The organism is Companilactobacillus pabuli, assembly GCF_014058425.1.
Classification (GTDB): Bacteria; Bacillota; Bacilli; order Lactobacillales; family Lactobacillaceae; genus Companilactobacillus; species Companilactobacillus pabuli.
This window is the reverse complement of record NZ_CP049366.1, coordinates 2,020,106-2,043,800: the sequence shown is the minus strand read 5'-3', so window position 1 is coordinate 2,043,800 and position 23,695 is coordinate 2,020,106. Positions and strand designations below refer to the sequence as shown.

Annotated in this window: 22 protein-coding genes, 1 tRNA gene and 1 pseudogene; 19 read left to right on the top strand and 5 right to left on the bottom strand. The window is 35.5% G+C overall.

Annotated elements, in window-relative coordinates:
- Positions 1 to 28 precede the first annotated feature (28 nt).
- From G6534_RS09950 to G6534_RS09905, 10 genes are all read left to right on the top strand, one after another.
- Positions 29 to 709: an IS3 family transposase gene (locus tag G6534_RS09950; RefSeq protein ID WP_182082711.1), complete on the top strand. Its 681-nt coding sequence runs from the start codon at positions 29 to 31 to the stop codon at positions 707 to 709.
- A 42-nt stretch (positions 710 to 751) separates the two neighbouring features.
- Positions 752 to 1,519, top strand: a complete 768-nt coding sequence (locus G6534_RS09945) for a DeoR/GlpR family DNA-binding transcription regulator (protein ID WP_059074017.1) — start codon at positions 752 to 754, stop codon at positions 1,517 to 1,519.
- 90 nt (positions 1,520 to 1,609) lie between these two features.
- Complete coding sequence (locus tag G6534_RS09940; protein WP_182082710.1) at positions 1,610 to 2,239, top strand: pentapeptide repeat-containing protein; 630 nt, start codon at positions 1,610 to 1,612, stop codon at positions 2,237 to 2,239.
- A gap of 98 nt (positions 2,240 to 2,337) precedes the next feature.
- Positions 2,338 to 2,790 carry a LytTR family DNA-binding domain-containing protein gene (locus tag G6534_RS09935; RefSeq protein WP_182082709.1) on the top strand — a complete coding sequence of 151 codons (453 nt, stop codon included), beginning with the start codon at positions 2,338 to 2,340 and terminating at the stop codon, positions 2,788 to 2,790.
- A 2-nt stretch (positions 2,791 to 2,792) separates the two neighbouring features.
- Positions 2,793 to 3,530, top strand: coding sequence for a LiaF transmembrane domain-containing protein (locus G6534_RS09930; RefSeq protein WP_182082708.1), 738 nt, complete (start codon positions 2,793 to 2,795; stop codon positions 3,528 to 3,530).
- Positions 3,531 to 3,713: 183 nt separating this feature from the next.
- Positions 3,714 to 4,163 (top strand): hypothetical protein, encoded by a 450-nt coding sequence (locus tag G6534_RS09925; protein ID WP_182082707.1) that lies wholly within the window; start codon positions 3,714 to 3,716, stop codon positions 4,161 to 4,163.
- A 10-nt stretch (positions 4,164 to 4,173) separates the two neighbouring features.
- Positions 4,174 to 4,959 (top strand): N-formylglutamate amidohydrolase, encoded by a 786-nt coding sequence (locus tag G6534_RS09920; protein WP_182082706.1) that lies wholly within the window; start codon positions 4,174 to 4,176, stop codon positions 4,957 to 4,959.
- Between the two features lie 136 nt (positions 4,960 to 5,095).
- Positions 5,096 to 5,467 (top strand): cupredoxin domain-containing protein, encoded by a 372-nt coding sequence (locus G6534_RS09915; RefSeq protein WP_182082705.1) that lies wholly within the window; start codon positions 5,096 to 5,098, stop codon positions 5,465 to 5,467.
- A 20-nt stretch (positions 5,468 to 5,487) separates the two neighbouring features.
- Positions 5,488 to 5,760, top strand: coding sequence for a cupredoxin domain-containing protein (locus G6534_RS09910; protein ID WP_057814960.1), 273 nt, complete (start codon positions 5,488 to 5,490; stop codon positions 5,758 to 5,760).
- The gene (locus G6534_RS09905; protein ID WP_182082704.1) at positions 5,760 to 7,685 is read left to right on the top strand and encodes a copper-translocating P-type ATPase; all 1,926 of its coding nucleotides are present in this window, start codon (positions 5,760 to 5,762) and stop codon (positions 7,683 to 7,685) included. The genes G6534_RS09910 and G6534_RS09905 overlap by 1 nt, the downstream gene beginning before the upstream one ends.
- A 47-nt stretch (positions 7,686 to 7,732) precedes the next feature.
- On the opposite strand, the gene G6534_RS09900 is transcribed toward G6534_RS09905, so the two are convergent.
- Both G6534_RS09900 and G6534_RS09895 read right to left on the bottom strand, forming a co-directional pair.
- Complete coding sequence (locus G6534_RS09900) at positions 7,733 to 8,233, bottom strand: GtrA family protein (RefSeq protein ID WP_059074023.1); 501 nt, start codon at positions 8,231 to 8,233, stop codon at positions 7,733 to 7,735.
- A gap of 530 nt (positions 8,234 to 8,763) precedes the next feature.
- A pseudogene (locus G6534_RS09895) lies at positions 8,764 to 10,122 on the bottom strand (amino acid permease).
- 156 nt (positions 10,123 to 10,278) lie between these two features.
- Here G6534_RS09895 and mmuM point away from each other — a divergent pair.
- From mmuM to G6534_RS09880, 3 genes are all read left to right on the top strand, one after another.
- Positions 10,279 to 11,223 (top strand): homocysteine S-methyltransferase, encoded by a 945-nt coding sequence (gene mmuM, locus G6534_RS09890; protein WP_182082703.1) that lies wholly within the window; start codon positions 10,279 to 10,281, stop codon positions 11,221 to 11,223.
- 216 nt (positions 11,224 to 11,439) lie between these two features.
- Entirely contained in the window at positions 11,440 to 13,014 is a 1,575-nt protein-coding gene (locus G6534_RS09885; protein ID WP_059074470.1) for a cation:proton antiporter, read from the top strand.
- A gap of 120 nt (positions 13,015 to 13,134) precedes the next feature.
- Positions 13,135 to 13,878 carry an SLAP domain-containing protein gene (locus G6534_RS09880; RefSeq protein WP_182082702.1) on the top strand — a complete coding sequence of 248 codons (744 nt, stop codon included), beginning with the start codon at positions 13,135 to 13,137 and terminating at the stop codon, positions 13,876 to 13,878.
- A gap of 40 nt (positions 13,879 to 13,918) precedes the next feature.
- Here G6534_RS09880 and G6534_RS09875 read toward each other — a convergent pair whose 3' ends face one another.
- Complete coding sequence (locus G6534_RS09875) at positions 13,919 to 14,194, bottom strand: hypothetical protein (RefSeq protein ID WP_182082701.1); 276 nt, start codon at positions 14,192 to 14,194, stop codon at positions 13,919 to 13,921.
- Between the two features lie 167 nt (positions 14,195 to 14,361).
- Here G6534_RS09875 and G6534_RS09870 point away from each other — a divergent pair, with 167 nt between their 5' ends.
- Positions 14,362 to 14,904, top strand: a complete 543-nt coding sequence (locus tag G6534_RS09870) for a 5-formyltetrahydrofolate cyclo-ligase (protein ID WP_059074467.1) — start codon at positions 14,362 to 14,364, stop codon at positions 14,902 to 14,904.
- A 97-nt stretch (positions 14,905 to 15,001) separates the two neighbouring features.
- Here G6534_RS09870 and G6534_RS09865 read toward each other — a convergent pair whose 3' ends face one another.
- On the bottom strand, positions 15,002 to 17,431 hold the full coding sequence (locus G6534_RS09865) for a hypothetical protein (protein ID WP_182082700.1): 2,430 nt from the start codon (positions 17,429 to 17,431) through the stop codon (positions 15,002 to 15,004).
- A 371-nt stretch (positions 17,432 to 17,802) separates the two neighbouring features.
- Positions 17,803 to 17,875, bottom strand: a tRNA-Lys gene (locus G6534_RS09860).
- 177 nt (positions 17,876 to 18,052) lie between these two features.
- On the opposite strand from G6534_RS09860, the gene yycF reads away from it, so the two are divergent.
- From yycF to G6534_RS09835, 5 genes are all read left to right on the top strand, one after another.
- On the top strand, positions 18,053 to 18,754 hold the full coding sequence (yycF, locus tag G6534_RS09855) for a response regulator YycF (protein ID WP_010018149.1): 702 nt from the start codon (positions 18,053 to 18,055) through the stop codon (positions 18,752 to 18,754).
- 103 nt (positions 18,755 to 18,857) lie between these two features.
- Positions 18,858 to 20,753, top strand: a complete 1,896-nt coding sequence (gene walK / locus G6534_RS09850; protein ID WP_059074465.1) for a cell wall metabolism sensor histidine kinase WalK — start codon at positions 18,858 to 18,860, stop codon at positions 20,751 to 20,753.
- Positions 20,743 to 22,056, top strand: a complete 1,314-nt coding sequence (locus G6534_RS09845) for a YycH family regulatory protein (RefSeq protein WP_059074464.1) — start codon at positions 20,743 to 20,745, stop codon at positions 22,054 to 22,056. Before walK ends, G6534_RS09845 begins: the two co-directional genes overlap by 11 nt.
- Positions 22,057 to 22,872, top strand: a complete 816-nt coding sequence (locus tag G6534_RS09840; protein WP_059074463.1) for a two-component system regulatory protein YycI — start codon at positions 22,057 to 22,059, stop codon at positions 22,870 to 22,872.
- Positions 22,844 to 23,668, top strand: a complete 825-nt coding sequence (locus G6534_RS09835; protein ID WP_162897849.1) for an MBL fold metallo-hydrolase — start codon at positions 22,844 to 22,846, stop codon at positions 23,666 to 23,668. Before G6534_RS09840 ends, G6534_RS09835 begins: the two co-directional genes overlap by 29 nt.
- The last annotated feature ends 27 nt before the right edge of the window (positions 23,669 to 23,695 follow it).

Sequence of the window (23,695 nt, the reverse complement as noted above, 5' to 3'; positions counted from 1 at the left end):
AGTCAGATTGATTATAGGAGGTTTTACTTTGACTAAATTTAATTTTGAAACAAAATTAGAAATCGTAAAAAAATATCTAACTGGAACTAATGTCTCAGATTTGCAACAAGAATATGGTATAGCTAATCATTTTAGCATTTTCAATTGGACTGATCGTTACAAGAAATTTGGTGCCAAGGGTTTAAAAGTTAGGCGGCCTGGTTATGAGTACGATGGTAATTTCAAATTGGCTGTCTTGAAGTGGAAGAAAGAAAATCAAGCTACTTATTCACAGACGGCTTTGCATTTTGATATTAGTAATCCAGGGACGATTGCCAATTGGAAGAAAATTTTAGATGAATCAGGAAGTGCTTCTTTATTTGGACGCCACAATCTTCAAAATTCTCAAGAAAAAACAATTATCGATAGATTAGAACAAGAAAATCAAAATTTGCGCATCGAGATAGCGTACTTGAAAAATTTACTCCCTAATGTTGATAATACGAACGTTTATTTTGCAGAAAAGAAGCAATGTGATGAACAATTATTAGATATAATTAAAGACATAAAGAAGCAATATAATAGTTATGGGTATCGTAGTGTCACTAAGGAACTGCAACAAAGAGGCTATTCGGTCAATCACAAACGAGTCTTGCGAATCATGAATGAAAATAATTTGACCTGTAAAACGAAAAAACATAATTTGACTATTAGTGATGGATTACTTTAATGAAACTGACTACTAGTTTTTACTGTGAGAGGAAAGATGCTTATGATTCCAAAGGAAAAAAGAGAAGCAATTATTTTAGAGAAATTAAAAGATACAAATTGGTTATCAACCAAACAGATTGCTGACCATTTTGAAATCGCCTTTGATACAGCTAGACGCGATATTTTACATTTAACGGCTACTGGTCAAGCAATTCGAGTTCATGGTGGAATCATGGCAGCTCAAAAAAATGAAATACCAGAATTTCTCAATCGTAAGCGAATTTTGTCACCGGTCAAAACTCAGATGGCCAAGATTGCAGCATCATATATTTTGCCGGGAAGATTGTATTTTATCGGTGCTTCGACCACGTTAGTTCAAGTCTGTGATTTGTTAGGTCAAATTGATACGACGATTGTGACTCATGGAATTGACAACGCCGAACATCTGATGGAGAATTCTTTGCCAAAGGTTGAGTTATTAGGTGGCATTGTTGATCGAGTGAACCGTTACACTTCATCATTGGATACGTTGGTTCGTTTGAATGATTATATTTTCGATGCTGCTTTTATCGGTGCTTCACGAATTACCGACGAAGGTGACATTACTGTAATGGGAAAAGCTGACGCCGCTATTTTGAAGAAAGCTGTCCAAAGAAGTAAAAAAATCATTTTAGTAACGCAAAATTATAAATTCACCACTAAAAAAACATCGCCTTACGTTGTGGCTAATTGCCAAGATGTTGATGTTTTGATAACTGATGAAGAGTTGGATGAAAAGTATAAGAAGTATTTTAGAAAGAGCAATGTTTACCGAGTTATTGGTGAATAAAGAAAGCTAAGACTGATTCCGTTTAAGAAATTTGGTCTTAGTTTTTATTTTTTTGTTATTATCTTATTAATAAGCAAGTTGGAGGACGTTATGAACCAACCAAAAATTGATGAAGATTATCTAACGAAAGGTTCTTTTTTGGATATTTACAATGAAGAAGATTATTTTTTGAGCAACTATTTGATTAAGGATGAATTAGTAGAGAAACAGACAATCTCTCATCCGATGATTGAACAGACTTTATTTCAACATGTGACCTTTAGTGAGTGCGATTTTGATAAGAGTGACTTGACTGATATTATTTTTAAAAACTGTGACCTCTCAAATTGTCATTTCACTGATTCCAGTTTGTTTCGAGTTAAATTTCAGAACTGTAAAATGCTAGGAACTGATTTCAATGGTTCTTACTTCAATAATATTCAGTTCGACAATTGTATTTTAGATTTGGCTAATTTGAATCAATTAACTTGTAAAGTAGTTAATTTTGGCAGTAGTAGTTTGAAAGATGTCAGCTTTAGTGACAACAAACTAAGTAAAGTTATTTTTTACAATTGTGATCTCAACGAAATGATTGTGATGAATACCAAATTAAAAGGCATTGACTGGAGTAATTGTCGTTTCGAGACGATTGAAGTGGACCAAAATTATTTGCGGGGATTGAAATTGAATCGTGAACAGGCTGCCTTTTTTGCTCAGAATTTTTTAGGAGTGAAGATATAATAAACCACTTAATAGTATATTTTGACCACTCAAGCAAATGCCCTATACACTGACAGTAAAAAATGGTGTAATACTTCTAACGAAAGGGTTTGTTGGATGTGAAAATAAAGTTAGATATTTCATCAAAGTATCAAGAAAAAGAAATCATTATTCGAGCTAACAAAAAGGATGAAGAAGTAGCTGAAATATTACGCAATCTTCAAAATATTGATACTAAATTGCACAATATCAATGGTTATTTGGATAATACGGTCTATTCTTTGTCGACACAAGATATTTTATTTTTTGAGACTAATGATCGAAATGTCTATGCTCACACCAAAGACAACGCCTTTTTGATCCATTATCGGTTGTACGAGTTAGAGGAAAATTTGCCGGATAATTTCTTACGAGTTTCTAAGTCATCAATTTTAAATGTTGATGAGGTGAAATCTTTAACTCAATCCGTTATGGGAAATTTAATTCAGTTTCGCGATAGTTATAAACAGATGTATGCTTCTCGGCGCTTTCTAAAAAAATTAAAGCTGAAATTGAATCAAAGGAAGGTCTAATTATGAGAAATAGAATCTTTTGGGGTTTGTTTTTACTGCTGAGTGCTGTCTTATTGATTGCCAGTCAGTTACATTTGATCACATATACATTTAATTTTTGGACAATTGCCGCAACGATATTCTTGGTATTCTTTTTAATCAAAAGTTTAGTTTACTTTTCTGTTTCAGGGACAGTTTTTACGTTAGCGTTTTTGGCAATTTTATACGCTAAACCGCTTGGAATTGCGGCTCTATCTGCTTGGACAATTTTGGGTGCCGCTTTATTGATAAGTATTGGATTGTCAGTGATATTGAATCCGTTGTTAGCTAAACATCGTCCTTGGATGCGTTATAAAAGCCAAGTAAAGTGGGAAAAAAAACCATTTGGTAGTTATTATGAATACAACGATGACATGAAAACTGTTGATAGTCCTGATGTAGATGTTTTTGTAAAAATGGGCAATAGTGTAAGATACGTCCGTTCGAATGACTTTCATACAGCCAATGTTCAAGCCAATTTGGGGAGTGCAAAAGTTTATTTTGATCATGTGACCGTTAATGATACAGCGACTATCAAAGTGAACGTATCATTAGGCAATATTGAGTTATTTATTCCACGTGACTGGAATGTTGTTAAAGGAATCAATAATAATATGGGAAATATTTCAGAAGCTGGTGTGCAAAATATCTCTTCTGATAGTCCTACCGTCACAATAACGGGATTGGTTTCAATGGGAAATTTGAAAATACAGTATATATAGAAATAGAGCTGCCATTTGGTAGCTCTATTTTCGTAAAACGGCAAAATATTAAAATAGGATAAGGAAAATGAAGTTCTATTTCCACAAAACGCTAAAATATTAAAATAGGATAATGAATAATATTGGTTGCGTCCTATTGGATATTTACTTAAAATTTAAAACAAGAATTCGGAGGGGCTAAAAATGGGTGAAATTCACGATTTACACTGCACTAAATGTGGTTATGGAATCAAAGCTAATACAGGTATCGGTATGCTGTACTCTCCAGAAAATGTTTTTAAAGATAAACAGTTTTTGCTGGATTTAGTTGATAATCCAAAGATTGTTGATCAAACAATGGATTTATTAACAAAAGGCTATGAAATAAATGAAAATTATGGTCATGCAATTTATGCTTGTCCCAACGATTTTTATTTATTCGATAAATTTTACTTTCAGTTAAATGGCTCAAGTAAATTTGAATCACAATATCCTTGTCCATACTGCCAAATCACTTTAAAACGACTAACTTTTGCTAAAGGAAATCCTGGATCAACCAGATTACAGTTTGTTGAAGAAACAGAGAAATATTGGCATTGTCCCAAATGTGGCAATGATGAGTTGAACGAGATGGCTTTTGGAAACTGGGATTAGAGGAGGAGATATGGAAAATTTTACTGTCTACAATGGAGAAGTTGACGAATTACCAATTGTTATTGATTTACCACACAGCGGAACGTTTATTCCTGAAGACATCAAATCAAAAATGGTGCCAGAGTTAGTTTGTCCTAATGTTGATTGGTTTCTACCAGAGCTTTATGATTTTTTGCCACAGAGTGGATTCACAGTACTTCAAAATAATCTTCATCGTTACATTACTGATCCTAATCGTGATTTGTCGATGACCAATGTAACTGGTGATTATCGTTACGAAATAGTTTATAGCCAGACGACTTTTGGGAAGCAAATTTATCAGACTAAGTTGACTGCTGAAGAAATTGAACAACGAATTGATCAATATTATCGACCATATCACGCTAAGTTGCAGGAATTAATTGATCATAAATTAGAAAAATTTGGAAAAGTCTATTTATTTGATTTGCATAGCTTTGCTGAATATCCACATGAAGATGTTGTTTTAGGTAATCATTTTGATACTACTTCGAGTGTAGATTTTAGAGAATTTTTAACCAAACAATTCAATCAAAAAGGTTACACTGTTTCGAATAATCATCCCTTTTCTGGGGGATTCATCACACCATATTATGGAGAAAATAAGCGAGTTGAATCAATTCAAATTGAGTTAGCTTATCATATGTATATCGAAAACCGATATTTTGGTGAGGAAGAATTATCTGGAGTGGATGTAGGAACCTTTACTACAGCTAAAAACAGTTTGCAGAGTATATTTATGGAAGTTTTGAATTATATTTTGTCAGAAAAAAAGTAGTATCTATTTAGAGATTTCACACTAAATAGATACTACTTTTTTAATTTTTCAGTTTATCTAGTTGACAAATGTAAACTCAAAGATTAATATAATAACCGTAGATTACAAATGTAAACAAGCAAGAGGGAAAAGGATAATGACAAAGATATTAGTTTTAATCGTAGGTTTAGCAATTATTGGCTTCATTCTTTGGTGGTTCTTCGGCAATCACGAAGTTGCCAGCCAAACAGCAGATATCGCTGATAACAAGCAGAGTGTTGATGTAGAGGTTAGCGGTGGTTATTCACCAGAAGTCATCACTTTGAAGAAGGGTGTTCCGGCAACGTTGAATTTCACTAGAAAAGATGCTTCCAGTTGTTTGGATCGAGTAGTCTTTTCCGATTTCGGAATTAATAAGGAACTACCACAAAATCAAAAAGAAGCTATCAACATCGATACTTCTAAATCCGGTGAATTTCAATGGGCTTGCGGTATGGATATGTTCCACGGCAAATTAATTATTAAATAGTAAATAAGGAGATAACAATTATGGCTGAGAAGGTACAAAAAGTTAACGTTACAGTAGCAGGCGGTTATTCACCAGAAGTAGTCAACTTGAAGAAGGGTGTTCCTGCTGAAATTTCATTTACGAGAACGAACGCTCAAGGATGTTTAGACGTCGTTCACTCAAAAGATTTAGATTTTGAAAAACAACTACCACTTAATGAAACCCAAACAGTTACAGTCGATACTGACAAGAGTGGCGAATATACATTTAGTTGCGGTATGGATATGTTCAAAGGAAAGGTCGTGATTTCATAATGACAATTACAAAGAGATTTTGGATCGCGTTGGTATTTTCTATTCCAATGTTGATTGGGATGATTTTGATGCCTTTTGGAATCATGGTTCCGGGCAGTGAATGGATTCAATTCGTTTTAACAACTATCGTTATGGCAGTCGCCGCTAGACCTTTCATTCAAAGTGCGTGGGCTTCATTTAAAAAGCACCATTCAAACATGGATACGTTGGTAGCGATTGGTACAGCCGTAGCTTATGTTTACAGTATTTATGCTATGTTTACTGGTCAAGCAGTCTTCTTTGAAAGTGCAGCTTTTGTAATAACTTTCGTCTTGTTAGGTCAAGTATTTGAAGAAAGAATGCGTAACAATGCTTCTAATGCCATTGAAAAATTAGTCGACTTACAAGCTAAAGAAGCTGAAGTCATGCGTGATGGCAAATTAGTTAAGATTCCTTTGGACCAAGTGGTTGAAGGTGATTTGATCAGAGTTAAACCCGGTCAAAAAATTGCCGTTGATGGTGTGATCACTGAAGGTAGTTCAACAGTTGATGAATCAATGGTTACCGGTGAAAGTATGCCTGTTACTAAGAAAACTGGTGACAAGGTTATCGGTTCAACTATCAACAGCAACGGGACCTTCATGTTCAAAGCCGAAAAAGTCGGTAGTGACACAATGCTTTCTCAAATTGTTGAATTGGTTAAAAAAGCTCAAAATAGTCACGCTCCAATTCAAAATTTAACCGATAAAGTTTCAGAAATTTTCGTACCCGCAGTTTTGATTTTATCCATTTTAACGTTCTTAGTTTGGTACGTCTTCTTAGGAGCTACGATTGCTAAGGCTTTAATCTTCGCAGTTTCTGTAGTAGTTATCGCCTGTCCTTGTGCTCTAGGTTTGGCCACACCAACAGCTTTGATGGTTGGAACTGGTCGTGGTGCCAAAATGGGTATTTTGATCAAGAATGGTGAAGTTCTTGAAGAAGTTAACGATGTAAAGACCGTTGTTATGGATAAAACTGGTACTATCACAAATGGTAAACCAGAAGTTACTGATATCATTGGTAACGAAAAGCAAGTTTTGTCAATTGCCGCTAGTTTGGAAGAATCATCTGAACATCCCCTAGCTACAGCCATTATGGACAAAGCTAAGGTTGAAAACGTTCAAGCTAATACTGCCACTGATTTTTCAGCTGTAGAAGGTAAGGGTGTTACAGCCTTGGTTGATAACCAAAAAGCCTTTGTTGGTAACGATAAGATGTTATCTGATGTAAAAATTGATTCAGAATTACAAGATAAAATGGTTCAACTTCAAAACGAAGCTAAAACAGTTGTTTTCGTTGGAGTTGATGATAAGATTATTGGTTTAATTGCCATTCAAGATGCTCCAAAGGCTACTTCTAAAGAGGCTATTGCCACTTTGAAAGCTCGTGGATTGAGAACGGTAATGTTGACTGGTGATAATCAACGAGTTGCCGAAGCAATTGCTAAAGAAGTAGGTATCGACGAAGTTATAGCTGACGTTTTGCCAGGTGACAAAGCTGATCACGTTCAAGCACTACAAAAAGATGGTAAAGTTGCTTTCGTTGGTGACGGAATCAATGATGCCCCAGCTTTGACAATGGCTGATGTCGGAATCGCCATGGGTTCAGGTACAGATATTGCTATTGAATCTGGTGGTATCGTCTTGATGAAGAATGACCTACGTGACGTCGCTAAAGCTCTAGAATTGAGCCGTAAGACTTTCAATCGTATCAAGTTGAATCTCTTCTGGGCCTTCATTTACAACGTCTTAGGAATTCCAGTCGCTGCAGGCTTGTTCTTCGCAGTAGGCTTGAGTTTGAGCCCTGAATTAGCAGGTCTAGCAATGGCCTTCAGTTCATTGTCAGTTGTAACTAGTTCTGTATTATTGAACAAGAGTAAGATTGAACCTAAAGTTGCATTAAATTAAAAAAACTTCAACAATGTTTATTACAAAACGTTGTTGAAGTTTTTTGTTTAATGTCTGTTTTTAAAAATAAAGAACTTAGATAGTACGTAATTTCCAACGATAGCTAAAAATTGTCCGACTAGTTTAGAACCAGTTCCGTTGGCGCTGAGGACAGAAATACCAATCCAAAGTGTCGCTGTTTCAATTAAGAACGTTAAAATTCTAGTTGCATAAAAGGCCAACATTTCTTGAAAAGCGGAGTTAGATTTGTGATGGAAGACGATAACACGGTCGACCCAAAATCCGACTTGTACTCCCAAGAACCAAGCGATAATATTAGCGACTTGATAGTTCATATGGATAGTATGGTACAAAATATAGAAGGTTCCGAAATTGACAACGACTGAAAGTAATCCCCACAGTAAGTATCTAACTAATTGCTTACTGTTACTTTCTAATGGTTCAGTTTCCGTTGAGAAGACTGTACCAGCATCATTAATACCCTCTTCGACATCATCAATAATCTTTTTTGTTGGAGTTTCTTGATCCAATTTAGTTTTCTTATTCATAAATATCTATTCTCCCAGATTGGGTTCTTTTTGAATTTTGGTCGGTATAGGATTCCGTCCTCCATAGCAACGCAAATTTGGCTGGAACGTAGTGGGCACGATTTTGAGCTTTTGCATAAGTCAAGTGCGCAAAATCTCAAAACTCGGCCTTATTCTAAGCAACAAGTTGCTAAGAATAATTTCACTACTGAGCCAATTTGCGTTGCTATTCCGGACTAGATAGTGGTTCTATCTTTTATCACTGAAGTAACAAATAAAAGACGTTATCTAGTCGGGAGTGACAGCTTTGTGGATGCTCAGTACTGAAATTTCACTTAGCGATTCATCGCTTAGTGAAAGGCCAAGCTTTAAGACAGTTCCCGGTTTTGGAATTGGCTTAAAGTTGTGCCCAGTACGTTCCAGCGTCCACAAAGCCGAACGGACGACGGCAAGGTTAATACCACCTTAATTTAAAAAGTCCAAATTTTACATATACTTATATATTAAACCTTTTTCCAGTAACTTAGACAATTTTGGTGACTATTGAAGTTTTAATTATCATTTACAACTCGACGTTTTTTCAAATATTCCTTACCGTAATAAACGCCATAACAAAGAATTAAGAAAGGAATCATGTAGAAGAGAGCTGATCTTTGGTTGGGGTCAAAGACAATCAAGACACAGGATAACAGACTCATGATAAAGGCAGCCCAAGGGACGACTGGATACCAAGGTGTCTTGAATTTTAATTCACTTAATTTGTGACCATCTTTGAGAAATTGTTTACGGAAATTGATTTCAGACAAGGCGATTGCCATCCAAACGATAACTACCGCTAGACCAGAAATTGAAACGAGGACTAAATAAACTGTTGAAGCCGCAACAACACTAGAAACTAAAGCCAAAATTCCACCGAGCATACTCAAACAAAGAGCTAACATCGGAACGTTTCGGGAGTTAGTTTTGGCATATTTGATAGGAATCATCCCTTCGTGAGCTAATGACCAGAGCATTCTCGTTGAAGCATACAGTCCTGAATTAGCGGCGGACAAAATCGCTGTAAGAACAACGAAATTCATCAAATCTCCGGCAAATGGCAAGCCGATACTGTTGAAGACTAAAACGAATGGACTTTGACTGACACCAGCTTTTTGCCAAGGAATCAAAGCTGACATGACAACGATACTACCGATAAAGAAAATTACTAAACGCAATAAGGTAGTGTGAATGGCTCTAGGAATATTTTTGCCAGGATCTTTAGTTTCACCAGCTGTCACACCAATTAATTCTGTTCCTGAGAAGGCAAAGTTAACAGTTAACATAGTTGTGAAAACGGCTTTGAATCCACGAGGGAATAGTCCATCTTTGACTAGATTCGTGAATAATGGGGCATGAGTTGTCCCTTTGATAGGTATAATTCCAAAAATAGCTAAGAAGCCGACGATAATAAATAAAACAATGGCGATAACTTTGATACTGGAGAACCAAAATTCTGTTTCGGCGAAGAATTTGACTGACAGGGCATTAGAAATAAAAATTACTGCCATGAATAAAGCACTCCACAGTCAAGTAGGAGACCTTGGGAACCATTGTTGCATGATTAATCCGGCAGCGGTGAATTCTGATCCTAAAGCAACTGTCCAAGTTAACCAATACAAAATTGCGACTGTAAAACCAGTTCCGGGTCCAATATATCTGTCAGCGTAGACATGAAAAGAACCGGTTTCCGGCATGGCAACTGATAATTCACCTAAACAGAGCATGACTAAATAGACGACGATAGCACCAATTCCGTAGGCTAAAATTGTTCCAATCGGACCTGCTTCGTGAATCGTATAACCAGAGCTCAAAAATAGTCCAGTTCCAATGACGCCACCAAGAGAAATCATAAACAGGTGACGTGACTCCATGTTTCGTTTTAGTTTAATGTGGGTATTTTCTTCATTTTCCAAGAGTAATCACCTTGTATAAAAGTTTAAATTAGAATAAAATTAAAAAAGTTTAATTTTTATAATAGACTAGATTATTTTCAATATCAAGTTGATAAAAGCCATGGAGGAATGAACATGAGTGATTTAATTGCTAAAAATTTAAAAAATAGAACTGGATTAGTCGTTGATGGAGCCATGGCAACCGAATTAGAAAAACATGGTGTCAAAGCAGATAGTGACTTGTGGTCAGCCACGGCAATGATTGAAAAGCCAGAAGCTATCACTGCGGTTCACAAGAGCTATTTTGAAAAAGGTGCTGATTTTGCGACAACGAACACGTATCAAGCTAATGTTGGCAAGTTTATGGAATTAGGTTTGAGTGAAAATGATAGTAAGAATCTAATCATTCAAGCAGTTGACCTGGCTAAAAAGGCTAGAGACCAATACTTTGATTCATTAACTGAAGCGAAACGTGCTCAAAAAGTATATCCTTTAATAGCTGGTAGCGTTGGGCCTTACGGAGCTTACTTAGCTGATGGAAGTGAATATACCGGTGACTATAATTTGACGAAAGCAGAATATCAAGATTTTCATTTACAACGAATGGAATTGTTAGATCAAGCTGGAGTAGATTTGTTTGCTTTCGAGACCCAACCTAATTTTGATGAGACCGTAGCTTTAATTGATCTATTACAAAATAAATTTAAAAAACAACAAGCTTGGTTAAGTTTTAGTATTCAAGATAGTGAAACTCTTTGTGATGGAACCTCTTTGTATGAGGCGGTAAAGTATTTTGAAGATGTTGACCAAATTTCCGCAATTGGAGTTAATTGTACGAATTTGGAAAATATACAAGATGTTGTGCGTAATATTAATCAAGTAACGGATAAACCGATTATTGTATATCCTAATAATGGTGATATTTATGATCCAGAAACAAAAACTTGGCAAAAGAATCCTCAAGCTGACACCTTCACTGACCTTGTGCCAGAGTGGATTGAAGCTGGGGCAAAATTGATTGGCGGTTGTTGTCGGACTACTCCTGAAGACATCAAACAAATCGCTGATTATTTAGTATGATTTTTTTGAATACCATATATAGTGATAGTTACTCATAAAAACACAAGATGTTCCATGTGAAACATTTACGTGCCAAATATCTGAAAAATAAAAAAAGATTCATCTTCTTTTGTATTGATTAAACGAGAGGATGAATCTTTTTTGTTATGCGTATCGAAAGGCTTTTAAAACTTAATATGCTATATTTATTTTGGAAAAATAGATAGGGGAACAATCATGGGATTAATGATATCGAGTTTCGTACTAGTTTTAGCAGCTATCATCAGTATTTTCCTAGGACAGTTATTTACCAAAATATCGGTGAGTTATATCAGTATGATAATTGGTGGAATCATTGCTTTTATGCCATTTATCAATGGTCAAATCGACAACTTTAATTCGGAAATATTTATTGGCTTAGTCGTAGCACCATTATTATTCTTTGAAGGGCAAGCGACACGGTTGAATTTAGTGGAAAAAGAAGTTAAACATATTATCCAGACGGCAGTCATTCTAGTTGTTTTATGTTTGGTAATTGCTGGCTTCGGTGTTTGGAAGATAGCTGGTATTAGTTTGCCATTGGCTTTTATCTTAGCTGCTATTAGTACGCCGACTGACGCTACCGCAATGGAATCTGTGACTAATGGGTTGAAGATTCCAAAAGATGAAGGGATTTTTTTAAAAATGGAATCGTTATTCAATGATGCTTCGGGAATTATTTTGTTGAATATGACGATTCTTTGGTATGTTAATGGTTATATCAATTATGGACAGACCGTGGTTGATTTCTTGATTTCAGCTGTTGGTGGGATTGTCTTTGGTTCTTTGGCTGCTTGGATGGTGGTGCTATTTCGTCAAATCTTGTTGCGGTCGTCCTTTAACTCTTTGAACGCCCAAAGCCTACTATATTTAATTACACCATTTGTTCTCTATTATTTAGCAGAAGAGTTACACGTTTCGGGTATCATTGCAGTTGTTTGTGCCGGATTAGTTCATAATGCCGAAGCACAACGGAGTAAGTTATTGAATGCACCACAAGTTCATATGGGATATGATTTAGTTTCGATGGTTACTGAAACACTTAATAGCATAATTTTTATCATTTTGGGATTCATGTTTGTCAAAATTATTAGTCAGGAAAAATTTTCTAATAATTCTTTTAATTGGTTGTTGATAGGTGTCACGATTTATTTAATAAGTGTTTTTACGAGATACGTCTATGGCCGATTACGTCTAAAGTTTAATAACAGATCAGCTTGGATTTTTTCATTAGGTGGAGTTCATGGTGCTGTAACGTTAGCTTTAGCATATACTTTGGCAGAATTTCATGTGAATAGGGCCGATTTTAATTTAGTATTGATGTCAGAAAGTGTTTTGATCATCTTGAGCTTAGTAGTGCCTACAATTACATTCAAATTTATTCTAGATAAGGATGTGGATGATGAAGATATAGCTCAAGAAATGGGTGAAATTAGAATCAATATGGTCCGAAAAGCTATCGATGCTGTTAATAAGATGTATTTGCCAGATAATGTTAAAGATTCAGTCATTTTTGATTTGATGGCTCAGAAACAGAAGACTCGAACAAAAGATTTTGTTAAGCAATGGATAAGGGTAGTACGGCATCCAGAATTTACTGGAGCGGAAAAAGAATTGGAAATGCGAGCCTTTATGAATGCTTTAGCTCAAGAACGGGAATATTTGGATATGATTTCGCAAAGTGAAGTTAAATATCAAGATTATGTTTTTGAATTATATAAAGAAGTTTTATTAGCTGAGACCTTAGTAATAGGGCCGACAGTTTCGGAGTAATTATTCTGTACTAGATGGCTATTCTTAATTTGATATCAATTCATCAATAGGATTTATTATGTAACTGATGATAGAGGTTAATAAATCTATCGGAATTGTTTTTTGATCGAGGTTACATTTATGAAAAAAATGAATAAGATTTTTTTATACGCATCGGTATTAATATTAACTTCAGGCATTGCGGCCGTTCCTACTGTGGCAAAAGCTGATATCAATTATGGTTTGACTAGCGTTGGGACAGCCATTGTTAAAACCAAAGATAATGCTCAATTGTACAATGATAGTGGCCAACCATTAGGTCGTTTTTTGCCCGCCGGTTCGGAATGGAAAACTAGTTTAGAGAACACCCTAGATAGTGGATCCTATTATGGTGTTGGTGCTCATGAATTTCTCAAGAGTTCGGACGTTGATTTCGAATCTTTGGATGGAAAAACAAGTTATTCAGAAGGACAAATCAGTTCCGGAAATTATGATGGAATTGAAGTAACTTCAGTCTCTGGAGCCCCATTGTATGACGAGAGTGGCAATCCATTAGGTAGAAGTTTACCTGAGGGCAGTAATTGGAAAGTAGATCTGCAAGATAATAATGCTAAAGGTACCTTTTATCGTGTAGCTACAGGTGAATATGTCAGTGCGGTAGATGTTCGCCCATATCAAAATTCACCAGTTTATTCTGAAAGTGAAATTGTCACAACACCAAGTGGAGCTCCTACACGTCTATATGATGAAAATGGACAATTGATAGGTGACCGTGCCTTAGCTCCAAATACTAGTTGGTATACGGATGAATTTACCGATATTGGTGGTGTCGGTTATTATCGTGTAGCTACAAATGAATATGTAATAGCGACCGAAGTTAAATGAAAATCCATAAATAAAAAACGAGCCCTGTTGAAGTGTAAGCTTACACTCTAACGGGACTCATTTTTGTTCTAGTACCAACTTTTACCTTCTCATAGTCGTGACGATTAATAACAAAAGTCAAAATATCATTTTCATCGGGAATACCTGTTGATTCGAGAGTATGATAGCCTTTCATTCCAGCAAAGGAAATGTTGTAGCTGTCTTTTTCATTAGGGATGTGAGATAAATTGTGTAATTTGACTGAGATTTGATTATTTAGGAAGTCGAGATTTTTGTTTTCGATGACAACACCGTTTGTTTTTTTAGAAAAAATCATTTGGAATCCTCCATTTTTTTTGATTAATTAATTGTTAAATTAATAATAGCTAAATTAATTGAATATAAAATAAATTTTGTTTGAATATTTTGAGAAGAAATCTACATAATATGTTTTGGTATCAATTTGGATTACAATGATATAGCAAAAAAGTTACGGAGGGGATTATTATCGATAAGAAAGCCTTGCGCCAACAACAAATTAAAAGATTGAGTGAGAATCAAGCTCAAACTAAAACTGAGGGATTAGAATTATTAAAAAAATTGATTGAATTGCCAGAGTGGAAAAATGCTCAATCAATCGCTACAACAGTCAGCAGTCCTATGGAAGTGCCTACAACACCAATCATACAAGCTGCCCAAGAAGCCGGTAAGAAAGTATATTTACCAAAAACAATGCCACATCGTCAAATGGCTTTTTTACCATTTACTAGTAGCGATGACTTAGTTGTCAGTAAGTTTGGGATTCCCGAACCAGAATATAATGAAGAGTTAGTCAATCAAACACCAGATTTGGTGCTTGTTCCAGGTTTAGCTTTTGCCAAAGACACCAATTATCGTGTTGGCTTTGGTGGTGGATATTATGATCGTTTCTTAGCAAAATATCCTGGAAAAACTGTAACTTTAGTTCCTTCAACGATGCTTTTCGAAACAGCTGATTGGGAAATTGATAAGTATGATATTAAGATTCAGAAATTGATTTTAGTTTAGAATTACTCGTTATATTAAATAGTTAATGAAAAAGAAAAAGCCAAGATTGTAAAATCAATCTTGGCTTTTTTGAAGGAGGTAAAATGCTTTATATAAATTAAGCCTTTTTAGTTTGACGTTTCTTGCCAAATGCAAATCCGGCAACGGTAGCCATCATTGAAACAATCATAGTACCAATAATTTGAAGCTTACTATCTTTAGCATTACCAGTTTGTGGGAATTGAGCAGCAACTTTACTTTGTGAAGTAGAAGTTGGAGTGTATCCAGTTAAAACACCACTAGCATTGTTTTGATTAGCAGCAACTGTGTAAATAGGATTATTTGAGGTCTTATTTTCATTAGCAGTTGTATTGGCAATAGTATTCGTAGCTTTGTTACTTGTTGAAATGACACTATTGTTGTTATTAGTATTTGTAAGGGTGCTTGTAGCAGGATCATTTTGTTGAGTAGTGCTATCGGTAGATTTATCATTGCCAGTTAATTCAGAAGCATTGGGGATTTCATTAGGCGAAACTACAGGATCATCTTCGGTAATATCGTCAGGGACTTCGTTTGGTGAAACAACGGGATTGTCTTCTGTGATATCGTCAGGGATTTCGTTAGGTGAGACTACTGGTGTATCGGGATCACTTGGGTCAGTAGTAGGATCAGTTGTGTTTGTGTTTGATCCATTGTTACCAGTAATTGATGTGTTCCCGGAATTATTAGTTGATGGATTTTTAGCGGGGTTAACAGTTACAGTAGCTGTTTTAGAAATAGTGTAGTTACCATCTTGCATTAGGTAAGTAACTTGGAAACTACCAGCTTTGATAGCTTTACCGTCTTTATCCAAAACTCCATCAGGGTCGGAGATCTTGGTTGTTACGTGGTTAGCATCCTTAGTGTCACTGGATAAATCTTTTGTTGTAGCTGGTGTAGCTTTATCTTGTGGAGTAGTGATAGTAGCTAAACTACTTTCGGCGTTCCATGAATCACCAACGTTCATTGTACTATCTTTGGTGTCTAGTAGGTGTCTTAAAGTGATATAAACATATGGTGCAGTTTTAGATGTATCAGTATCAGTTGCATTTGGATTAGGTGTTATAGTGACTGTATTTTTACTTGAAGTACTATAAACGTAATTACTTGTACCAATTGAACCATCAGAATTCATTAATAGTGAATATCCTTTGTCATTAACGGCCTTAGCAACTTTTTCTAGAGCTTGATCATTAACTATAATGGTACTACCAGAATATAAGTTAGATTCAGTTGAATCGGTTATTGCATCATCGAAGTTTTGATATGAGACGTCGCCCTTTTCAATAGTTGGCATAACATTTTGGATATCAGAATCAACGCCTTCATATTTAACATTTGATTGTTGTTCTGTGACGGCACCTAATTGTCCTTTAACGTCAGATAGTTTATTGGCAATTCTGAAACTAGTAGTTCTACTTGTTTGATTATCGAAATCAGGAAGGAATTTGCTTATGAGTTCATCGAAAGAGTTTCCCATATCTGAAACACCAATTTTAGATACATTAGAGTTGTTAGGATCATTAGAAACTACTTTCAAAGGAATTTTAACTGTATAAGTGGTATTAGCAGGCATGAAATTGATTTTAGAATTATCGTTTCTATCGAAATAATAAGTAATTTTAATACCGGTAATTTTTGAAACATCAAAATTTGAACCAAGTTCATCTAAATAGTTAAAAGTCAAAGAATTTGAGTCACTGATATTATTTAATGTATAAGAAATGTCAGTAGTTTCTGGTAAACCAGCATTTTTTAGCAAAGCTGTTTGCCATTCTTCTGCGTTAGTAGCTGTACTTTTGTCAATTACAATGTTAGCGGCAGTGTTTGAATTAGCAAAATATGCTGGTAAATAGAAAGTTGGAAAAGCAGCAGATTGTTTAGTATTCTCAGCTTCGGGGACTTCATCAGTGTATGTATATACGGCCGAAAGCTTATTTGCATCATTATTTTCAATAATTGTTTGACCATGGTAATCTTGAGTACCCATGGTCTCAGCAGTTCCATTATCATTACTTACTTCAATATGTCCTTGGACTTGTACCTTATGAGTATCGTCAAAGCTTGGATCTTCTTCTTCCACTGTCTTAGTTGAATTAGGATCATTAACAACTACTGGAGCGGCGGTTTCTTCATCCGTGTCTTTTGCTTTAATATCTTCTGTATTATTACCATTTGTTTTATCAGTTGTAATATCAGTAGCTGGATCAGTTGAATCGTCAGAATTTGAGTCATCTTTATTAGTATCAGTAGTACCAGTATTTAAATTATTTTCATTAGCATCGGTTGAACCAGAAGTTGAATCACCAGATGCGTTTAATGAGCTAGGAGTAGATGATTCTGATGAAGTAGGGTTGGCAACAGCACCAGTATCAGTACTACTATCTTGACCATCTACAGCAGCTTGAACATTCATGACTGAGCTTAATTGTGCTCCTAATGTAGCAACACAAATTGCTGTAACTAATAACTTCTTATTTGTTTTGTGTGTACTCATTTTCTTCATCATAATTAGTAACCCCTTTCATCTCTACAGCTACATAATAGTTCGATACTAAATGTATATACTTTCAAGATTAGAAAGAAATTTTTATAAAAAATGAAACTGTCCTTTATATCGAAACATAAAAAAAGGCATCGATTCCAATTAAAAAGGAGTCGATGTCATCTTAGGATATAGGCAATAAACTAATTTTTTTGTGTATTAATCGAAAAATGTTAGAATAATCACTCAGGTCGTAAGAGTGTCAATTCTCACAAATTTGCTTCTATTATTAAATACAACTAACATTGTATATAGGTAGCAATTTTTTAAAGAAACTGAAAAAGCAGTTATATCAAGGATAATTCCTTAACATAACTGCTTAAGCGATAAACTTATGGGTGGTCGGGGGATCGAACCCCGGACCCACGGATTAAGAGTCCGTTGCTCTGCCAGCTGAGCTAACCACCCATGTGTCTTGTGTTGATTGCTTATCTCTCTCAACCAACGAGATATATAATACCATAGGCTCAAAATTAATAGCAAGTACTTTTTTAAAAAAAGTTCAAAAAAATTAAGTTGCCTTTATGGTGACTTTGTTTTAATGAAAAATAACTAGTATAATATTCACGTCAAGGAGATAAATATATGGCTAAAAAAATTCTAGTAGTAGATGATGAAAAACCAATTTCCGATATTGTTAAATATAATTTGGAAAATGAAGGCTACGAAGTCATAACTGCTTTTGATGGACAAGAAGCATTGGACAAAGTTGAAGAGGATGATCCCGATTTAATTTTGCTAGATTTGATGCTTCCAGTTATTGATGGTCTTGAAGTAGCTAGAACTATCAGAAAAACTAAAGATACTCCAATTATTATGTTGACGGCTAAAGATACCGAAATTGATAAGGTTATTGGCCTAGAACTTGGGGCAGATGATTATGTCACTAAACCTTTCTCCAATCGAGAATTAGTTGCCCGTGTTAAAGCTCGTTTAAGAACTCAAACACACGCACATAGCGAAGAGGCAAAGAGTAGTGAGATTAAAATTGGTGATTTAACCATTCTCCCCGATGCATATACCGTAACGAAAAATGGTAAAGAAATTGAATTAACACACCGTGAATTCGAATTGTTGCATTATTTGGCACAACACATTGGTCAAGTAATGAAACGTGAACACTTGCTTCAAACAGTTTGGGGCTACGATTACTTCGGTGATGTTAGAACCGTTGACGTTACTGTTAGACGTTTGCGTGAAAAAATCGAAAATAATCCTAGTCAACCAGAATGGCTAATGACTAGACGTGGTGTAGGGTATTATCTAAGAGACCCTGATGCCGAATAAAAATTAAAAAACTGATTCGTTTTTATAAGAAGCGAGTCAGTTTTTTTGTTATCCTCATAGCTGTATAATGTAATTAAGTCTGTATTGTTTAGGTGGAAATATATTGAAAAATAGATTTGTCTTTTTACATTCGATCAACTTTAAAATCGGATTATCGTTTATTTTAATTTTGATAGTCACAATTGAAATCATTGGGGCTTATTTTGTGCGTCAGTTAGAGGATCAAAATGTTTCAAATTTTGAAAACTCGGTTGTCGTTCCTGCTTATACGCTCAATCAGATTTCAGAAAATTTGACTGACAATGATCAACATACTCGTGAAAATATCGGGAATGCGATTCAAGATTATACACGTGTCAGCACGGATATTACCGACGTGCAGGTAGTTGACCGTTCTGGAATCATTGTTGGGGCCAAGGATTCTGAAGGTAATAATATTATCGGGACACAGACTTTAAAGGATAATATCAAGCAAAGTATTAAGACTGATAAAAAGATTACGCAAATTTACTATGAAAAAGATACGGGAAGTTCCTATGAATCAATTGAACCAGTTACTTCGCCGGATAATAGTACCGTTGTCGGTGCTATTTATGTTCGTGCGTCAATGGAGTCAGTTTATACAGGCATTAATAATATTATTTTGATTTTCCTAACTGCTTCCTTAGTAGCTGGATTATTAGGAGCTGTGATTGCTATTTTCATTTCTCGTGCAATTACCCGTCCAATTGATGAAATGAAGCAACAGGCCGTCAGAATGGCTGAGGGGGACTATTCTGGTCAAGTTCGTGTTTATTCTCCCGATGAATTAGGACAACTAGCTATGGCGGTCAATGATTTGTCTGTCAAAGTTGAAGAAGCAACTGAAAATTCGGAGTCTGAGCGAAGGCGATTGGATAGTGTCCTTACGCAGATGTCTGATGGGGTTATTGCGACGAACCGTTTAGGAAATATAACGGTCATTAATGAAATGGCTCAGGAATTTTTGGATAAAGATGAAGACGCGGCTATTGGTCAACCATTAGTCGAAGTTTTAGGTATTTCTGATCAAACTAGTTTTGACGATTTATTAGAAAATCCAGATCCGATGGTTATCGAAACTAATGATAATAGTGAAGATTACGAGACTGGCGATGATAATTCGTTGATTTTAAACGCTGATTTCTCATTGATTCAAAGAAACAGTGGCTTTATCAGTGGTATGGTTTGTGTTCTACATGATGTCACTGAACAACAAAAGATCGATAGTGAACGTCGTCAATTCGTTTCTAACGTTTCACACGAATTGAGAACGCCATTGACTAGTATCAGTAGTTACATCGATGCTTTGAATAATGGTGCTTGGAAAGATCAAAAGCTCGCTCCACAATTCTTAGGCGTTACGGCTGAAGAAACTGACCGGATGATTCGAATGATTAAAGATCTTTTGAGTTTGTCGAGAATGGATCAAGGTCGTTCGAAGCTTGAAAAAGAATTAGTCAACTTTAATGAATTTTTCTCATATATTTTGGATCGATTTGATATGATGTTGAAAAAGGAAAAAGCTGATGCCAAAGAAGACGATACTAAAGTCGTTAAAAATTATCGGATTAAACGAATCTTTACTAGCAAGGATTTGTGGGTCGAAATTGATACCGATAAAATGACTCAAGTAATCGACAATATCATGAATAATGCTATTAAGTATTCACCAGATGGTGGCGTGATTACTTGTCGTTTGTTGGAAACTAATAAGCACATCATTATTAGTATTTCTGATGAAGGTCTAGGTATCCCTAGAAAAGATATTAAAAAAGTCTTCGATCGTTTCTATCGTGTTGATAAGGCGCGTTCTAGAAAGCAGGGTGGTACCGGATTGGGACTATCTATTTCTAAAGAAATCGTTGAACAGCACAAAGGAAGAATTTGGGTAAATAGTGCTGAAGGTAAGGGATCAACTTTCTACATCTCCTTGCCATTTGACCCTAACGAAACAGGAGGAGAATGGGATGAAATTTAGCCGTTTAATTGTCCAAGTGTTATTAGTTATTGCCGTAATTACTAGTATTGTCCTATCCTTCTTTATTTGGACCAATACTGCTCGTTATCAACGCGGGCGAAATATCGACGTAACTGACGCTGAGTCGAATAAAAATGAAATACCAATGAATCAAGTCATCAGTCCAACATCAGTCATGTGGCACGATGAGGACGATCAACACTTGATTTATAACAGTAATGAAAATATTTCTTTAAGTATTCAAAAAATAATGCAAGATTGGAAAATCGGTAGTCCTAAGTTAGTAACAAAGAAAGATGGAGCTTACTATCAAAAAGTTATTCAAGCTAAAAATACGATTCAAATGGTTTATCCAACCGCTATAACGGCCAACGTTTTGGGATATTTGTTGAACAATGACAGTCTCAAAGATGAGAATGGCAAACAATTTAATCGTATTTTGATTAATTTGAAAGATAAAAAAGACCAAAATATTTATTTAGCCAATGATAATAATTATGCCGTCTACAAGGCTAAAGTAAGAAATGCTTCGGCATCGCCAATCACGAAGCTTGTTAAAAAGGCCAATATTAATTTGAAGATTAGATTGGATATCATGAAACATGGCGTCTTTACTTCATATACCAATCCCATCAAATTACAGTCATATTCATATGTAGTTAATGGTAAAAAAGACGGAGAATATACGACAGCCTTGTTCGATTCGAATACTAGTGGCTTAGTAACTACCGAAGACAATGGAGTTTATAGCTATAACTATGGTGAGTCAAAGCGTTTGGTTTCGGATCATAATACCGATGAGTTGACGTTCTCTGATTACACGGATACCTCTGTACCAAAGAATCAACTAGCTTTCTTGCAACGTGGTTATCAGAAGGTCATTAATTTACAGGATTCAATTTCTAACTTGCGTTTGTATGATGCAAATTGGAAAAACAGGGATTTGACCTTTAGAGAATATGTTGAAGGCTTCCCAATCTTTAAGAAGAGCCAATTTGGTTCGATTGAAATTAAATTCAGTCGTCAAGGGAGCACTGAACATTTTGTTAATACGGTCTTAGAAGTTCCGGTTCCTTCTAATCAATCACCAACTAAATTGAAATCCACGAATGATATTTTTAAGGGAATTCAAAAAGCCGGCTTTTCTCTAAATGATATTGAAGGCTTGGAAGTTGGTTATCAGTGGGAAACAGAGGCTGATAATGAGAAAGTCGTTGACTTGAAACCAACGTATTACATCAAGATTGATGGTCACTGGAAAGCTTATGAGGATTGGACAAATCAAACTGCGGAGGAAGAGTAAATGGATTTTAAAAGAATTGAAGTTATATTCTTAATAGTATTTTTCTCGTTAGATATCTTTTTATTCTTGTCTTTTCGCAATAGTCAACAATTGGTTAGCAGTACGAGCAATAATACTTCCACAGTCGCTGAAATGCGTAAGCGTAATATAAGTTTTGGCAGTTTGGATTCGAAGAGTGGCTATGCTTATTATTTGGGCTCACAACCTAATGATGATTTGGAAGAAAATTCCAACAAACTCCAAGATCAAAAAGTAGAGTACGAGGAAGTAAACCATACTTTATCAAGTACTTTAGACAGCCCTATTTCAGTAACTTCAAGTAATCGTAAGAAGATTATGGATAAGTTTATCAAGAAAGAAAGCAACGTCTTGTACGGCAAAAATTATAAGTATGCACCACAGTTATCAACCCATTCACAAATGGTTTATGTTGCTACTAGCAATTTAGGGGATACTTACGATAAAACAGATCAGCTTATCTTTACAATTTCTAACGGTGAAGTGTTAGGTTATACTCAGACGTATATTAGATCGATGATAATTTTGCACGAAAGACAATCGATCAAGAGTGAAAAAGATGTTATTACGAACCTTTACGCTAATTCGGAGATTCCCAATAATTCGAAAATTGCTTATGCTAATTTAGCTTATACGAAATTATTGGAGGCCAAAGGTAGTACGATTTATATACCAGTTTGGTTCGTGACGATTAAGAATAAAGATAGTAAAGTTTCAACTACCAAGAGGGTTAATGCCTTCACTGGTAATATAATCAAGAGTTCAACAAATGGAGATAGTAGTTACAATGCCCAATGATGATAGTTTAAAAATCAGTGTTCTGGCTAGCAGCAGCTCTGGAAACGCCACTTATATTGAAACGCCCAAGCACCGTGTGTTAGTCGATGCTGGTCTGTCAGGAATCAAGATCAAGCGTGCCATGGAAAGTATCGGAAAAGATATCAATACTGTTGATTCACTGTTCGTGACCCATGAACATACTGACCATATCAAAGGAGTTGGGGTCTTAGCTAGACGCTATAATCTCAATGTTTATGCCAATCAAAAGACTTGGGAAGCGATGTTGCCTAAAATAGGTAAAATTTCTGAAGATGAAATCAACGTCTTTAATCACAACAAGGTTTTGTCGTTAGATGATTTGGATGTTGAGAGCTTTTCAGTTTCTCATGATGCTGTTGATCCGCAATTTTATAAGTTTTATCACAATGGTAAAGAGTTCGTTATTTTGACTGATACAGGATATGTTTCCGAGCGAGTGCAAAAAACGATTGAGAATGCGGACGGTTATTTAATGGAATGCAATCACGATGTTGAAATGTTGCGTGAAGGGATGTATCCATGGCCTTTGAAACAACGCATCTTGAGTGAAAAAGGCCATTTATCTAATGAAGATGGCGCACATACTTTGATGGATGTTATTGGCAATAACACCAAGCAAATTTTCTTAGGGCATTTGAGTCATGAGAATAATACTAAGGCTGTTGCCAGAACAGAAGTTACTCAAGTTTTGGAGGATCATGATTTTGGCGTTGGTCATGATTTTAAGATTCATGATACCGACCCAGCCGTGGCCGATCCTCTGATTGCTTTGTAAAATAAACATTTTAGTCATAAGACGTTC

What these genes read in the sequence shown, in the direction of transcription:
- G6534_RS09945 (WP_059074017.1), top strand. Translation starts at nt 752, where the DNA reads ATGATTCCAAAGGAAAAAAGAGAAGCAATTATTTTAGAGAAATTAAAA.
- G6534_RS09940 (WP_182082710.1), top strand. Translation starts at nt 1,610, where the DNA reads ATGAACCAACCAAAAATTGATGAAGATTATCTAACGAAAGGTTCTTTT.
- G6534_RS09930 (WP_182082708.1), top strand. Translation starts at nt 2,793, where the DNA reads ATGAGAAATAGAATCTTTTGGGGTTTGTTTTTACTGCTGAGTGCTGTC.
- G6534_RS09925 (WP_182082707.1), top strand. Translation starts at nt 3,714, where the DNA reads ATGGGTGAAATTCACGATTTACACTGCACTAAATGTGGTTATGGAATC.
- G6534_RS09920 (WP_182082706.1), top strand. Translation starts at nt 4,174, where the DNA reads ATGGAAAATTTTACTGTCTACAATGGAGAAGTTGACGAATTACCAATT.
- G6534_RS09915 (WP_182082705.1), top strand. Translation starts at nt 5,096, where the DNA reads ATGACAAAGATATTAGTTTTAATCGTAGGTTTAGCAATTATTGGCTTC.
- G6534_RS09910 (WP_057814960.1), top strand. Translation starts at nt 5,488, where the DNA reads ATGGCTGAGAAGGTACAAAAAGTTAACGTTACAGTAGCAGGCGGTTAT.
- G6534_RS09905 (WP_182082704.1), top strand. Translation starts at nt 5,760, where the DNA reads ATGACAATTACAAAGAGATTTTGGATCGCGTTGGTATTTTCTATTCCA.
- G6534_RS09900 (WP_059074023.1), bottom strand. Translation starts at nt 8,233, where the DNA reads ATGAATAAGAAAACTAAATTGGATCAAGAAACTCCAACAAAAAAGATT.
- mmuM (WP_182082703.1), top strand. Translation starts at nt 10,279, where the DNA reads ATGAGTGATTTAATTGCTAAAAATTTAAAAAATAGAACTGGATTAGTC.
- G6534_RS09885 (WP_059074470.1), top strand. Translation starts at nt 11,440, where the DNA reads ATGGGATTAATGATATCGAGTTTCGTACTAGTTTTAGCAGCTATCATC.
- G6534_RS09880 (WP_182082702.1), top strand. Translation starts at nt 13,135, where the DNA reads ATGAAAAAAATGAATAAGATTTTTTTATACGCATCGGTATTAATATTA.
- G6534_RS09875 (WP_182082701.1), bottom strand. Translation starts at nt 14,194, where the DNA reads ATGATTTTTTCTAAAAAAACAAACGGTGTTGTCATCGAAAACAAAAAT.
- G6534_RS09865 (WP_182082700.1), bottom strand. Translation starts at nt 17,431, where the DNA reads ATGATGAAGAAAATGAGTACACACAAAACAAATAAGAAGTTATTAGTT.
- yycF (WP_010018149.1), top strand. Translation starts at nt 18,053, where the DNA reads ATGGCTAAAAAAATTCTAGTAGTAGATGATGAAAAACCAATTTCCGAT.
- G6534_RS09845 (WP_059074464.1), top strand. Translation starts at nt 20,743, where the DNA reads ATGAAATTTAGCCGTTTAATTGTCCAAGTGTTATTAGTTATTGCCGTA.
- G6534_RS09840 (WP_059074463.1), top strand. Translation starts at nt 22,057, where the DNA reads ATGGATTTTAAAAGAATTGAAGTTATATTCTTAATAGTATTTTTCTCG.
- G6534_RS09835 (WP_162897849.1), top strand. Translation starts at nt 22,844, where the DNA reads ATGGAGATAGTAGTTACAATGCCCAATGATGATAGTTTAAAAATCAGT.